Annotated in this window: 9 protein-coding genes and 1 pseudogene; all 10 read right to left on the reverse strand. The window is 63.9% G+C overall.

What is annotated here, in order from left to right; all coding sequences use genetic code 11:
* Positions 1–7: 7 nt before the first annotated feature.
* The gene (locus tag ABE456_RS07120) at positions 8–913 is read right to left on the reverse strand and encodes a LysR family transcriptional regulator (protein ID WP_346643293.1); all 906 of its coding nucleotides are present in this window, start codon (positions 911–913) and stop codon (positions 8–10) included.
* A 251-nt stretch (positions 914–1164) separates the two neighbouring features.
* Positions 1165–4095: an aminotransferase gene (locus ABE456_RS07125; RefSeq protein WP_346643294.1), complete on the reverse strand. Its 2931-nt coding sequence runs from the start codon at positions 4093–4095 to the stop codon at positions 1165–1167.
* 141 nt (positions 4096–4236) lie between these two features.
* A pseudogene (locus ABE456_RS07130) lies at positions 4237–4534 on the reverse strand (DUF3077 domain-containing protein).
* Between the two features lie 213 nt (positions 4535–4747).
* Entirely contained in the window at positions 4748–6379 is a 1632-nt protein-coding gene (locus tag ABE456_RS07135) for an ABC transporter ATP-binding protein (RefSeq protein ID WP_346643295.1), read from the reverse strand.
* Between the two features lies 1 nt (position 6380).
* A complete protein-coding gene (locus ABE456_RS07140; RefSeq protein ID WP_346643296.1) occupies positions 6381–7400 on the reverse strand; it encodes an ABC transporter permease in 1020 nt (339 codons plus the stop codon).
* 1 nt (position 7401) lies between these two features.
* Positions 7402–8475, reverse strand: coding sequence for a microcin C ABC transporter permease YejB (locus ABE456_RS07145; protein ID WP_346643297.1), 1074 nt, complete (start codon positions 8473–8475; stop codon positions 7402–7404).
* A gap of 1 nt (position 8476) precedes the next feature.
* Positions 8477–10312, reverse strand: coding sequence for an extracellular solute-binding protein (locus ABE456_RS07150; protein WP_346643298.1), 1836 nt, complete (start codon positions 10310–10312; stop codon positions 8477–8479).
* The gene (locus ABE456_RS07155) at positions 10309–12138 is read right to left on the reverse strand and encodes an extracellular solute-binding protein (protein WP_346643299.1); all 1830 of its coding nucleotides are present in this window, start codon (positions 12136–12138) and stop codon (positions 10309–10311) included. The genes ABE456_RS07150 and ABE456_RS07155 overlap by 4 nt, the downstream gene beginning before the upstream one ends.
* 278 nt (positions 12139–12416) lie before the next feature.
* A complete protein-coding gene (locus ABE456_RS07160) occupies positions 12417–13847 on the reverse strand; it encodes a transglycosylase SLT domain-containing protein (RefSeq protein WP_346643300.1) in 1431 nt (476 codons plus the stop codon).
* A gap of 100 nt (positions 13848–13947) precedes the next feature.
* Entirely contained in the window at positions 13948–14727 is a 780-nt protein-coding gene (gene gloB, locus ABE456_RS07165) for a hydroxyacylglutathione hydrolase (RefSeq protein WP_346643301.1), read from the reverse strand.
* Between the last annotated feature and the right edge of the window lie 67 nt (positions 14728–14794).

The following is a 14794-nucleotide window of genomic DNA, read 5'->3' on the forward strand; positions in this document are numbered from 1 at the left end:
GTATCGCTCAGGACCTCGGGGATTCTGTTTCAAAGCATTGGCGCATGACGTCCAGGTAACGCCTGGCACCCAGGCCCAACGGGCGGGATTTGATCCAGATGATGTCTACCCACAAGCGCAGGCGGCTGGCCATGTTGTCGAAGCGCACCTCGGCCAGTGCGCCCGAAGCAATCAGCGGTTCAACCAACGGCTGCGGCAGGTAGGCCCAGCCCAGCCCGGACTGCACCAGGTCGAGCGTGGCCAGGTAGCTGTCGGTTAGCCAGATGCGCCGCGACAGCACCATGCGCGGGTCCGACCCGGTAGCCTTGCCCGAGGCCACGATGATCTGCCGTTGCTCGGCGAAGGCTTCTTCAGGCAGGGGCGTGCCGTTGTTCTGCCCAGCAGGATGGCGCGGTGAGGCAACGGCCACCAGCAACTGGCTGCCGGCTTCAAGGAACGACTCGCGCTCGTCGATGCCGGGCCGCTCGAACACCAGCGCCAATTGCACGCTGCCGTCATGCAGCAGGCGAATGGCTTCGGTCTGGGTGGCGGAGCGTACTTCGATTTCCAGGCTGGGGAATTCCTGGGCGAGGGTTTCCAGCGGCTGGCTCCAGCGGCCGGTTTGCAGCTCGGGTGCCATGGCGATGGTCAGGCGCTTTTCCAGGCCCTTGTGCAGCTGCAGGGCTTGGGCGTCGAGCAGGTTGAGCTGGCAGATCACCTGCCTGGCCTGGGGCTCCAAGGCCAGAGCGGCGCTGGTGGGCAGGGCCTTGCGCGTGGCCCGGTCGAACAGCGGCAGGTCCAGCTCGGCTTCCAGCTGGGCGATCGCCATGCTTACGGCTGAAGGCACGCGCCCCAGCTTGCGGGCGGCGGCGGAGAATGAACCGGCGTCCAGCACTGCGAGGAAAATTGCCAGGGAGTCGCTGGAGAAGGCCATGTTTGGTGAACCTGATGTGGGGTGTCTTGAGCGAATAGTAATAGATGGGGCGAAGTTTTTATGGCACCTGTGGGAGCGGGTTTACCCGCGAAGAAGCCTGCGCGGTGCATGGCACCGGCTTCGCCGGTATTCGCGGCTAAAGCCGCTCCCACAGGTACTGCGTCAACTCCAAGCCAGTGCAGTGCCTGTGGGAGCGGGTCTCACAGGCGCTGAACATCCAAAGGCCAACGCCTCCAGCCCCACCTAAATCCCTACAACCCTTCGCCAAGCACCCGGTCGATACAGTCGACAAAGTAATCAACGCTAGCCCGGGTGGTACACATCGGCGGCTTGATCTTGAGGATGTTCAGGTAGTCGCCGGTCGGTTGCATGAAGATGCCCAGCTCACGCAGGCGATCACACAGCAGCATGGTCTCCTCGGTAGCCGGTTCCAGCGTTTCGCGGTCACGCACCAGCTCCAACCCCAGGTAGAAACCCGACCCATGCGCCGCGCCAGCCAGCGGGTGCTTGTCGACCAGTGCCTGCAGGCGCGCCTTGAAGTAGCGCCCGGTGTCGCGGGCGTTGTCCCACAGGCCTTCTTCCTGCATTACGTCGAGCACCGCCATGCCGATGCGGCAGCTGACCGGGCTGCCTCCGGCGGAAGAGAAGAAGTAGCCCTCGGCCTCCAGCGCCTCGGCGATTTCGCGGCGGGTGATGACCACACCCAGCGGCTGGCCGTTGCCCATGCCCTTGGCCATGGTGATGATGTCGGGCACCACGCCCTGCTCCTCGAAGCCCCAGAAGTATTCGCCCAGGCGGCCATAGCCGACCTGCACTTCGTCGGCAATGCACACACCGCCACGGGCGCGGACCTTGGCATAGGCTTCGCGCAGGTAACCCGCTGGCAGCGAGATGCCACCGGCATTGCCGTACACCGGTTCGCAGATGATGCCGGCCAGCTGGCGGCCGCGGGCGTCGAGGTCGGCCAGCTTGGTGTCGACATCGCGCAGGTAGTCGGCGGCGCTGTCGGCCCCGCGGAAGCGGCCGCGGAAGGTGTTCGGCGCCTCGACTGGGTGCACCCAGTCCGGTCGGGTTTCCAACGCTTGCGGGTTGTCGGCGATCGAGGTGGAAATGGCGTCGGTGGCCACCGACCAGCCGTGGTAAGCCTCCAGCACGCTGAGCAGGTCGCGCCCGCCGCTGTAGGCCCAGGCCAGGCGAATGGCCAGGTCGTTGGCCTCGGTGCCGCTGTTGACCATGAACACCCGGTCGAAGCCTTCGGGGGCAAGGTCCAGCAGGCGCTCGGAAAACTCGGTGATCGCCGCATAGTGGAAGCGCGAGTTGGTGTTCAGCAGCGACCACTGCCGCGCCGATTCGGCAACCATGCGTGGGTGGCCGTGGCCCAGCACCGCGACGTTGTTGAGCATGTCGAGGTAAGAGCGGCCCTGCATGTCGATCAGGTAGTTGCGCCAGCCGCGTTCGATATGCGGCGGCTGTGCGTAGTAGTGCTTCTGCGAGCGGGCGAAGCTGGCGTCGCGGCGGGCCAGCAGGGCCTGTGGGTCGGGCAGCGGCTGGGCATCGCAATCGAAGCCCAGCAGGGCGGCCGGTGACGGGCAAAGCGCCAGCCAGGCATCGGCCTGGGACGGGGTAGCGAAGAACGGTGGCTGCAGGCCGTTGTCCAGGCACAGCTGCACGCTGAGGAAGCCACAGCAACTGCCCAGTGGCTGGCCTTGTTCCACGGCATGGCCATCTGCCGGGGTGTCTTCCAGACCCAGCAGCCACAAGGCCCAGTCTGCGGTGCGCAGGCAGCCACGGCCATCGCCATGGCGCTGCCAGGTGCCAGCTGCTGGCGCTTGTACCAGGCTGCCATTGGGCACATGTAGCTCAACGCCGAGGGCGCAGGTGGCCGGCTCTTCGGGGCGGTCGATGTGGGTTTGCGACAGGCGATACTGCCCGTGCAGGCTGCAGGCCGGGGCGGGTTGCAAGGTCAGCAGGTGTTGGTCGAAGCCGGGTTGCTCCCAGTTGCCCGCTTCACAATGCACGCTGAGCACGCCCAGGTCGACTCGGGTTACGGTCTGCCCATCCAGCTCGGGAAGCAGTAGGGCACAGTCGCTCAGGCCCGGCGTGGCGGGTTGCAAGCCAGCAGCCTGCAGGATGGCCGCTTCCATCAGGGCGAAAGGCACGGCGGTGGCGGTGTCGAAGATTTCCCACTCATGGGCGACGTTGTCGCGGGTGTACTGGTTGCCCGGGTCCACGGCAAGCTGCTGCGCGCTGCTTAGCACCAGCACTGCAGCGCGGTTGAGTACCAGCGGCCACAGGGCGCGCAATTCGGCTTCGGTCAGTGGGTTGAGCACCTGGTAGGCACTGATCGCCGGCAGGATCCGCAACGGGTCACCTTCAGCGTGGTGCAGCAGCGCTGCGCAGGTCACCGACAGGTCGGCGATGCGCCAGGTGCGCAGCAGGTCGCCGAAATCGATCACCCCTTGCAGTTGCCACTGGCGCTCGTCATCACGGGCCCACACGGTGTTGTCGTCGGTGATGTCCAGGTGCACGGCCTGGCTTGGCAGTTGATCAACCAGCGGCAGCAGGTGCGCACTGGCCTGGCGGGTGGCTTGTTCGATACGGGCGCGTTGGCTGCTGTCCTGCAGCACCGGGAGCAGATGCTCGATCAGTGCCTGGGCATGTTGCGGGTCCCATTGCAGGGTGCGTGCAAGGCCGGGGTGGTCGAAGCCTACCAGGGCTTTGTCCAGCTTCGCACAGAGCCCGCCCAGTTCAGCCATCAGGCGTGGTTCCATGTGCTTGAGGCGGGTCAGCGGCTGGCCTTCGATGTAGTCGAGCAGGCGCAGGCGCAGTGGTTGCCCGTCAATGTCCAGTTCCAGCAGCGCCTGGCCGTTGCTGGCCGGGCGCACGGCGGGCACTGGCAAGCCCTGTTCGCGCAGGTAGGCCAGGGCGGCGTGCTGAGCTTCCAGCTCCAGTTGGGCGTAGCTGCCGTGGCAGGCCTTGAGCACGAAGCTGCCTTGAGCGGTGTCCACGCGGAAGTTCAGGTCTTGCTGGCTGCCCATTGCCGTCAGGTTGCCGGCAAGGCCGTAGTGCGTTTGCAGCACGGCATGGGCCTGGGCTTCGCTGAGCGCAGGGCTGGGCAGGCCGGAACGCTGGATCAGCGTGGCCAGGGCAGGGGAGGCGGGCTGGTGCTGTGGGCTGGACATGAGGCTCTACCGTTGCTGCTGGAGTGGACGGAGGAGAATTTATGCCCGATCTGACTGATGATGAAAGACGATTGTTGTCAAAAAAATTGATGATGCAACTTGGCGACCCGTTGTTCCACCAGCGCCCAGCTGGCGCCGGTCTCACGGGAGTGCGCAACCGGTGTAGGAGCGTATCAGGCGCATCATGCCAAGTTCGGCGTCATCCATCAGCGCCTTGGCCATCGCGCTCAAGTAATGAGCAGCCCAGATCATCATCGGTTTTTCATCCATCAGGCCGGTGATGGTCAGTTCACGTACGTAGCCCATCAACTCCGACGATTGCTCGCGGGCGTCGCGGCAGGGAATGCCTGGCTCGATGCGGAACAGTGGGGTGGGTGCCGTTTTCGCCTTGGCAGAAGGTGGTCTTGCCAACGGTGAAATGGGTGTCTTCTGTGGTCATTGTTTCATCCCCCTGAAAATTCTCGACGGCCTGGGCGGGCCTCTTCGCGGGTAAACCCGCTCCTACATGGATAGCGCACCCCCTGTAGGAGCGGGTTTACCCGCGAAGAGGCCAGCCCAGACAACACATCACTCAAGCCTCAGTGCAAAGTCCGAGGTTCGGTGGGCATCGCTGCGCATAGAGGGGATGGGTGTGCGGGGGCGGCGCTCGATCTTAAGGGCGATGCAAGGCTTCAGACGAACCGGCCTCCACCTCCAAAAACGCCGCCTCCAGCAACTGCCGGGTATACGGATGCTGCGGCGCATGGAAGATCGCCTGCGCATCCCCTTGCTCCACCACATGCCCATGCTTGATCACCATCAACTGGTGGCTCAGCGCCTTGACCACGGCCAGGTCATGGCTGATGAACAGATACGTCAGGTTGTACTTCTGCTGCAAATTACGCAGCAACTCCACCACCTGCCGCTGCACCGTGCGGTCCAGCGCTGAGGTAGGCTCATCCAGCAGAATCAACGCCGGCTTCAGCACCAGCGCCCGGGCAATCGCGATACGCTGGCGCTGCCCACCGGAAAACTCATGCGGGTAGCGATGCCGCGTGCGTGGGTCCAGCCCCACTTCCTCCAGCGCCGCGACAATTGCCGCTTCCTGTTCCTGCGCGTTGCCAATGCCGTGAATGCGTAACCCTTCACCGACAATATCCGCCACACACATGCGTGGGCTCAGGCTGCCAAACGGGTCCTGGAACACCACCTGCATCTCGCGCCGCAGCGGTCGCACGGCTTTCTGGTTCAGCTCTTCGAGGTTCTGCCCATGAAAGCGAATGCCGCCCCGGCTGGAGATAAGCCGCAAGATCGCCAGCCCCAAAGTCGACTTGCCCGACCCTGACTCGCCAACAATTCCCAGTGTCTGCCCCTGCGGCAAGCTGAAGTTGACCCCGTCCACCGCCTTCACATGGTCAACCGTGCGCCGTAGCAAGCCTTTCTTGATCGGGAACCACACCTTGAGGTCGTCCACTTCCAGCAGTGGTGCACCTACCGGGTTGTGCGCCGGCAGCCCGCTGGGCTCGGCATTGATCAGCATTTGCGTGTAGTGGTGCTGCGGCGCACTGAACAACGTGGCGCAGTCAGCCTGCTCGACAATCTGCCCGCGCTGCATCACGCACACGCGGTGGGCGATGCGCCGCACGAGGTTGAGGTCATGGCTGATCAGCAACAGGGACATACCCAAACGCGCCTGCAGCTCCTTGAGCAGGTCGAGAATCTTCAACTGCACGGTCACGTCCAGCGCCGTGGTCGGCTCATCGGCAATCAGCAGCTCCGGCTCGTTGGCCAGGGCCATGGCAATCATCACCCGCTGGCGCTGGCCGCCAGACAACTCGTGAGGCAGGGCCTTGAGGCGCTTGCGCGGTTCGGGGATGCCGACCATTTCCAGCAGCTCCAGGGTGCGCGCAGTCGCTTCCTTGCCGGTCAGGCCCTTGTGCAGCAGGAGGATTTCGTTGATCTGCTTCTCGATGCAATGCAGCGGGTTCAGCGAGGTCATCGGCTCCTGGAAGATCATCGCAATGCGGTTGCCGCGAATGCGTTGCAGGGTTTTCTCGTTCTGCTGTAGAAGGTCCTTGCCCTCATGGCGGATGCTACCGCTGGGGTGGCGGGCCAGGGGGTAGGGCAGCAGGCGCAGGATCGAGTGCGCGGTCACCGATTTGCCCGAGCCACTCTCGCCGACCAGGGCCAGTGTCTCGCCTTTGCGGATATCGAAGCTGATGCCGTCCACCACCCGGTTGACCTGGTCGCCGGTGACAAACTCCACCGCCAGGTCGCGCACTTCGATCAGGTTCTGTTCACTCATGTCACTTCCTCGGGTCGAAGGCATCGCGGGCGGATTCGCCGATGAACACCAGCAGGCTGAGCATCAGCGCCAGTACGGCAAAGGCGCTGATGCCCAGCCACGGCGCCTGCAGGTTGGACTTGCCCTGTGCCACCAGCTCGCCCAGCGAGGGCGAACCGGCGGGCAGGCCGAAGCCGAGGAAGTCCAGGGCGGTGAGGGTGCCGATGGCGCCGGTGAGAATGAACGGCATGAAGGTCATGGTCGAGATCATGGCGTTAGGCAAAATGTGCCGGTACATGATCGCGCCGTTGCGCATGCCCAGGGCACGGGCGGCGCGCACGTATTCCAGGTTGCGCCCGCGCAGGAACTCGGCGCGTACCACGTCCACCAGGCTCATCCACGAGAACAGCAGCATGATGCCCAGCAGCCACCAGAAGTTGGGTTGCACGAAGCTGGCGAGGATGATCAGCAGGTACAGCACCGGCAGGCCCGACCAGACTTCCAGAAAGCGTTGCCCGGCCAGGTCGACCCAACCGCCATAGAAGCCCTGCAGGGCGCCGGCAATAACGCCGACGATGGAGCTGGCCACGGTCAAGGTGAGGGCAAACAGCACCGATATGCGGAAGCCGTAGATCACCCGCGCCAGCACGTCGCGGCCCTGGTCGTCGGTGCCCAGCCAGTTGTCTGCAGACGGCGGCGCCGGGGCGGGCACGCGCAGGTCGTAGTTGATGCTCTGGTAGCTGAAGGGGATCGGCGCCCACAGCACGAAGCTGTCTTTCTTTGCCAGCAGCTCGCGGATGTACGGGCTTTTGTAGTTGGCTTCGAGGGGGAATTCGCCACCGAAGGTGGTTTCCGGGTAGCGCTTGAACGCCGGGAAGTACCACTCGCCGTCGTAGCGCACGGCAATCGGTTTGTCGTTGGCGATCAGCTCGGCGCCCAGGCTCAGGCCGAACAGGATCAGGAACAGCCACAGTGACCACCAGCCACGGCGGTTGGCCTTGAAGCGCTCGAAGCGCCGACGATTGAGGGGGGACAAGGCCATGTCAGTGCTCCCGGCTGGCGAAGTCGATACGTGGATCGACCAGGGTGTAGGTCAGGTCGCCGATCAGTTTCACCACCAGCCCCAGCAGGGTGAAGATGAACAGGGTGCCGAAGACCACCGGGTAGTCGCGGTTGATGGCCGCCTCGAAGCTCATCAGGCCCAGGCCGTCGAGGCTGAAGATCACCTCGATCAGCAAGGAGCCGGTGAAGAAGATGCCGATGAACGCCGAGGGGAAGCCGGCGATCACCAGCAGCATGGCGTTGCGGAACACGTGGCCATAGAGCACCCGTGGCCGGCTCAGGCCCTTGGCCTTGGCGGTGACCACGTACTGCTTGTTGATCTCGTCGAGGAAGCTGTTCTTGGTCAGCAGGGTCATGGTGGCGAAGTTGCCGATGACCAGTGCGGTGATTGGCAGCACCAGGTGCCAGAAGTAGTCCAGGATCTTGCCGGAGGTGCTCAGTTCGTCGAAGTTGTTCGAGGTGAGGCCGCGCAGCGGGAACCAATCGAAGTAGCTGCCGCCGGCGAACAGCACGATCAGCAGGATGGCGAACAGGAACGCCGGGATGGCATAGCCAACGATGATCGCCGAGCTGGTCCACACGTCGAAGTGGCTGCCGTGGCGCACTGCCTTGGCGATGCCCAGCGGGATCGACACCAGGTACATGATCAGCGTGCTCCACAGCCCCAGCGAGATCGACACCGGCATCTTCTCGATGATCAGGTCGATGACCTTGGCATCGCGGAAGAAGCTGTCGCCGAAGTCCAGCTGGGCGTAGTTCTTGATCATGATCCACAGGCGCTCGGGCGGCGACTTGTCGAAGCCGTACATGCGTTCGATTTCAGCGATCAGCGCCGGGTCCAGGCCCTGGGCACCGCGGTAGTTGGAGCCGGCCACGGACACTTCGGCACCGCCGCCGGCAATGCGGCTGGTGGCGCCTTCGAAGCCTTCGAGCTTGGCGATCATCTGCTCGACCGGGCCGCCGGGGGCGGCCTGGACGATGATGAAGTTGATGATCAGGATGCCGAACAGGGTCGGGATGATCAGCAGCAGGCGGCGCAGGATGTAGGCCAGCATGTTATTTGGCCTCGTCTGCAGGGGCTTCGCTGACCGCCGGGGTTACCCCGGGCTTGATCCACCAGGTGTCGATGCCGATGTCGTACTTGGGCGACACCTTGGGGTGGCCGATGTGGTTCCAGTAAGCCACGCGCCAGGTTTTGATATGCCAGTTGGGGATCACGTAGTAACCCCACAGCAACACGCGGTCGAGGGCGCGGCAGTGGTCTACCAGGCTCTGCCGCGAGTCGGCGTTGATCAGCTGGTCTACCAGCTGGTCGATGGCCGGGTCGCGCAGGCCGATGAAGTTGCGGCTGCCGGGGTTGTCGGCAGCGGCACTGGACCAGAACTCGCGCTGCTCGTTGCCCGGTGAGTTGGACTGCGGGTAGCCGCCGACGATCATGTCGTAGTCACGTGAGCGTAGGCGGGTGATGTACTGCGAAACGTCGACCCGGCGGATGTTCAGCTCGATACCGAGGTCGGCCAGGTTGCGTTTGAACGGCAGCAGGATGCGCTCGAACTCGGTCTGCGCCAGCAGGAACTCGATGCTCACTGGCTTGCCTTGGGCATCGACCATCTTGTCGTCGACGATTTTCCAGCCGGCCTCCTGCAGCAGCTTGTAGGCCTGGCGCTGCTGCTCGCGGATCATGCCGCTGCCGTCGCTGACCGGGTTGTGGAAGGCCTCGGTGAAGACTTGCTCGGGTACTTTGCCGCGCAGCGGTTCCAGAATCTTCAGCTCGCTGGCGCTGGGCAGGCCGTGGGCGGCCATTTCCGAGTTGTCGAAGTAGCTGCCGGTGCGGGTGTAGGCACCGTTGAACAGCTGCTTGTTGGTCCACTCGTAGTCCAGCAGCAGGCTTAGCGCCTGGCGCACGCGCACATCCTGGAACACCGGGCGGCGGATGTTGAAGATGAAGCCCTGCATGCCGGTGGGGTTGCCGTTGGGCAGCTCTTCCTTGATCAGGCGGCCGTCGCGCACGGCGGGTACGTTGTAGGCGGTGGCCCAGTTTTTCGCGCTGACTTCCAGGCCATAGTCGAACGCCCCGGCCTTGAGTGCTTCCAGGGCGACGGTGGTGTCGCGGTAGGAGTCGAAGGTCATGACGTCGAAGTTGTAGAAGCCGCGGTTGATCGGCAGGTCCTTGGCCCAGTAGTCCTTGACCCGTTCGTAGCGCACCGAGCGCCCGGCCTTGACGTCGGCGACCTTGTACGGGCCGCTGCCCAGCGGGATTTCCAGGTTGCCGCGGTTGAACTCGCGGTTTTCGTACCAGTGCTTGGGCAATACCGGCAGCTGGCCAAGAATCAGTGGTAACTCGCGGTTGTTCTTGTGCTTGAAGGTGAATAGCACCTTCAGCGGGTCTTCGGCGACCACTTCGGCGACGTCGGCGTAGTACTGGCGGTACAGTGGCGCACCGTCCTTCATCAGGGCATTGAAGGTGAAAACCACATCGTCGGCGCGTAGCGGGTGGCCGTCGTGGAAGCGTGCTTCGGGGCGCAGGTAGAAGCGCACCCAGCTGTTGTCAGGAGCCTTTTCGATCTTGCCGGCCACCAGGCCGTACTCGGTGAACGGCTCGTCCTGGCTCTGGCGCATCAGGGTGTCGTAGATGATGCCGATGTTCTCGGCCGCTACGCCTTTGTTGATGAACGGGTTGAGGCTGTCGAAGCCGCCGAAGCTGGACTGGCGGAAGGTGCCGCCCTTGGGGGCGTCGGGGTTGACGTAGTCGAAGTGCTTGAAGCCGGCAGGGTACTTGGGTGGCTCGTCGTACAGGGTGAGCGCGTGCTGCGGTGCGGCCAGGGCGGGAAGGCTCAGGCAGGCGAGCAACAGGCTGCCTGCCAGCTGGCGCAGGCGGTGCGTTGGCGTCATTGGGCTTTCTCCGAAGTCTTGATCCACCAGCTGTTCAGCCCAAGGGTGTAGGGCGGCGTGGTGACGAAGGCGAACCGGTTGCGGTAGGCCAGGCGATGGTTGTCGAGGTACCAGTTGGGGATCATGTAGTACTGCCATGAGAGCACGCGGTCCAGGGCGCGGGCGGCGGCGACCTGGTCGTCGCGGGTGCGCGCGGCCAAAAGGGTGTCGAGCAGGTGGTCGACCACCGGGTCCTTGACCCCAGCATAGTTCTTGCTGCCCTTGGTCGCGGCCTGGCTGGAATGGAAGTACAGCCACTGTTCAAGGCCGGGGCTCAGGGTCTGGTTGAGGGTCATCAGAATCATGTCGAAATCGAACTGGTCCAGGCGTTGTTTGTACTGGGCCCGGTCCACGGTGCGCAAGCGCGCATCGATGCCGATGCTGGACAGATTTTCGACATAAGGTTGCAGGATGCGTTCAAGGTTGGGGTTTACCAGCAGCAACTCCATGCGCAACTGCTGGCCCTTGCTGTCGACGAGGCGTTGGCCGTTCAGCTTCCAGCCGGCCTCGCCCAGCAGGCCCAGGGCCTGGCGCAGGGTCTGGCGGCTGACACCACGGCCATCGGTGTGGCTGACCTTGTACGGTTCGCTGAACAGCTTGGCCGGCAACTGGTCGCGGAACGGCGCCAGCAGCAACCATTCCTTGCCGGTGGGCAGGCCGCTGGCGGCGAACTCGCTGTTGGGGTAATAGCTGGTCGAGCGGCGGTAGGCGCTGCTGAACAGGGCGCGGTTGGTCCACTCGAAGTCAAGCATCAGCCCCAGCGCCTGGCGCACCCGCGGGTCGCTGAAGGTGGCCCGTCGGCTGTTCATGAACAGGCCTTGGGTTTGCGTGGGGATGCGGTGTGGGATTTGCGCCTTGATTACCTCGCCACGGCGCACGGCCGGGAAGTTGTAGCCGTTGGCCCAGTTCTTCGCCTGGTGCTCGATATAGATGTCGAACTCGCCGGCCTTGAACGCCTCGAAGGCCACGGTGGCGTCACGGTAGAACTCGTACTCCACGCGGTTGAAGTTGTACTTGCCACGGTTGACTGGCAGGTCCTTGCCCCAGTAGTTCTTCACCCGTTCGAATACCAGGCTGCGCCCGGGCTGGACCTGGGTGATGCGGTAGGGGCCGCTGCCCAGTGGTGGCTCGAAGGTGGTGGCCTTGAAGTCGCGCTTTTGCCAGTAATGCTTGGGCAGCACCGGCATTTCGCCCAGGCGCAGGATCAGCAGCGGGTTGCCGGCGCGCTTGAACACGAAGCGGATGCGCAGCGGGCCGAGGATGTCTACCCGTTGCACTTCCTGCAGGTTGGTGCGGTAGATCGGGTGGCCGTCCTTGAGCAGTGTGCGGTAGGAGAAGGCCACGTCTGCCGCAGTGATCGGCTGGCCGTCATGCCAGCGTGCTTCGGGGCGCAGGTTGAACACCACCCAGCTGCGGTCTTCGCTGTACTCTACCGAACGGGCGATCAGGCCGTAGCTGGAGGTTGGCTCGTCGCCGGAGGGGTCGTACTGGCCGGTGCCGACCATCAGCGGCTCGTTCAGCTCGCTGATGCCGTACTGCTGGAAATTGGGCGTGGTGATCGGGCTCGACCCCTTGAAGGTGTAGGGGTTGAGGGTGTCGAAGGTGCCAAAAGCCATGGCCCGCAAGGTACCGCCCTTGGGCGCTTGCGGGTTGACCCAGTCGAAGTGGGTGAAGGTGGCAGGGTACTTGAGCGTGCCGAACTGCGCGTATCCGTGGCTTTCGCTCACCATCGCGGCTGCGGGAAAGCTCAAGGCCAGGCTGAGTGACAGCAGGAGGGGACGTATCAAGTCGGCATCCGATCCAGAGGCGTTGGGCTTTGATCGGGTACAGTAACAGCTTGGTGGGGTTGGAAAAAGAGAGGTTTTGAAGGAGGTGTCAGTGGCTCAGGCCGTCGCCGGTCGCTGCGGGGGACGCGGTACCTGTGGGAGCGGCCTTGTGTCGCGAAAGGGCTGCACAGCAGCCCTGGCAGTTTACGCTGCGAAGCTGAAACCCTGGGGTCGCTTCGCAGCCCTTTCGCGATACGAGGCCGCTCCCACAGGGCCGCGTAATGGCCCCGGGTATGAGATCAATGCCCGAGGTAGACGGTCAGGGTCTGGCCTGGCTTGAGGGCGTGGCCGCTGCGTGGGTTCCAGCGCTTGAGGTGCTTCATTTCCACGTTGAAGCGTTTGGCCACCAGGTACAGCGAGTCGCCCTTGCGTACCTTGTATTGGGTGGAGCGCTGCGCAGATGCGGCTACGCGGTTGCCAGCGGCGCTCGGTGCGTTGCCACCGCGCAGTGCCAGTACCTGGCCAGCGCGCAGGCTGTTGCCGGACAGGCGGTTCCAGCGCTTGATGTCCCTGACCGAAACGCGGTTGGCCTTGGCGATGGCGACCAGGTTGTCGCCGCGCTTGACCCGGTAGCTGCGTGCCGCCACCGGCGCCTTGGCCTCGGCCACCGCGCGGGCGAACACCGCTTTGTTCGGTTGCAGGCTTACCAGTTGCTCGGGCTTGAGGTTGGACAGGCTGTCGCTCAGCAGTTGCGCCTTGGCGGTCGGTACCAGCAACTGCTGCGGGCCGTCCACGGTCATACGCTTCTTGAACGCCGGGTTGAGCTGGATCAGCTCGTCTTCGTCGATGTTGGCAAACGCTGCCACCCGCGACAGGTCCAGGCGGTCGTTGATGGCTACCGCCTCGAAGTAGGGCTCGTTGGCGATCGGGTTCAGGTTCACGCCGTAGGCTTCAGGCGTGAGTACCACCTGCGACAGGGCCAGCAGCTTGGGCACGTAGTCGCGGGTTTCCTGCGGCAGCGGCAGGTTCCAGTAGTCGGTTGGCAGGCCGAGCCGTTCGTTGCGCTCGATGGCGCGGCTGACCGTGCCTTCGCCTGCGTTGTAGGCAGCCAGGGCCAGCAGCCAGTCACCGTTGAACATGTCGTGCAGGCGGGTCAGGTAATCCAGCGCCGCGTTGGTCGACGCGGTGATGTCGCGGCGGCCATCGTAGAAGTTGGTCTGGCGCAGGTTGAAGTGGCGACCGGTCGCTGGCATGAACTGCCACATGCCGGCTGCGCTGGCGCGTGAATAGGCCATCGGGTTGTAGGCGCTTTCGATGGCCGGCAGCAGGGCCAGCTCCAGCGGCATGTCGCGTTCTTCAAGGCGCTCGACGATGTAGTGCAGGTAGAGGCTGCCACGCTCGCCAGCGCTTTCAATGAAGGTCGGGTTGCTGGCGAACCACAGGCGCTGCTGCTCGATACGCGGGTTGACGTCGATGCTGTCCTGCAGGGCAAAGCCCTGGCGCATGCGTTCCCATACATCCTGCGGCGCCTGCTCGGCCGGCTTGGCCAGCAGCGGGGCAGGCTTGTGCTTGAACCGTGCCTGGTAGTTGTGCGCGCGAACGCTTTCGGATTCGTCGAGCTGACGGGTGCTCTGGCAGCCCACCAAAGTGGCGGCCAGGGCCAGCGCACTGATTTGGGCCAGGCGCGTCAGGGCGACGGAATGAGAGGTTCTACGGCTACGGGAAGACATCGGCTGACACAGGTATCCGGGGGAAAAATTTCGGCGATTCTAAAAACCGCTCCGGGCCTGGTCAACCTTTGACCATCACTTGCGATATATCTTGAGGTTATCAGAAGGTGTCCTTCCAAGACCTCAAGGCAGCAAAAACAGCGACATGCGTAACGTTTGAATGTCCCTTCCATTCGTCTGCTTTTTGTTTAACTAATGTTTCAGAGGTACGCAGGAAGGGGTTGGTCAGGCGCTCCAGGCCAATCGTTGATGGCAAGGTGATGCGATTGTCGGCGCGCAAACGGGTAACGTCCTCGAACCGTTGCTGAACGTGCGGGTTGGTCGGCTCCACCGCCTTGGCGAAGCGCAGGTTGCTGAGGGTGTATTCGTGGGCGCAGTACACTTCGGTCTGTTCTGGCAGCGCCGCCAGGCGGGCGAGGGCAGGCTGCATCTGCTCGGGGGTGCCCTCGAACATTCGCCCGCAACCCGCGGCGAACAGGGTGTCGCCGCTGAACAGTACGGGCGTTGCCGGTTGGTCGCTGAAGAAGGCGATATGCCCCAAGGTGTGGCCGGGCACCGCCAGTACCTGGAAGGTCACGCCCAGCACGTCCACCTGGTCACCTTCTTCCAGAGCCAGGTCGCGGCAGGGGATACGCTCGTTGGCCGGGCCGCAGACCCGCGCGCCGCTCAGTTGCTTGAGCCGTTCCACGCCGCCGACGTGGTCGTTGTGGTGGTGGGTGACGAGGATGTCGCTCAGCACCCACTCGGGGTTGGCAGCCAGCCAGCGTTCCACCGGGCCGGCATCACCTGGGTCGACCACCGCACAACGACGTTTGGCAGTATCCTGTAACAACCAGATGTAGTTGTCGGAGAAAGCGGGGAGAGCATCGATCTGTATCATGGTGCGGATCCGATTCGCCTAGCGTGGCACATGAGGGCATCTTAGCCGCGATGGCGCGGTGGGAGAA

It is taken from the genome of Pseudomonas sp. TWI929, from assembly GCF_039673335.1.
GTDB lineage: Bacteria > Pseudomonadota > Gammaproteobacteria > Pseudomonadales > Pseudomonadaceae > Aquipseudomonas.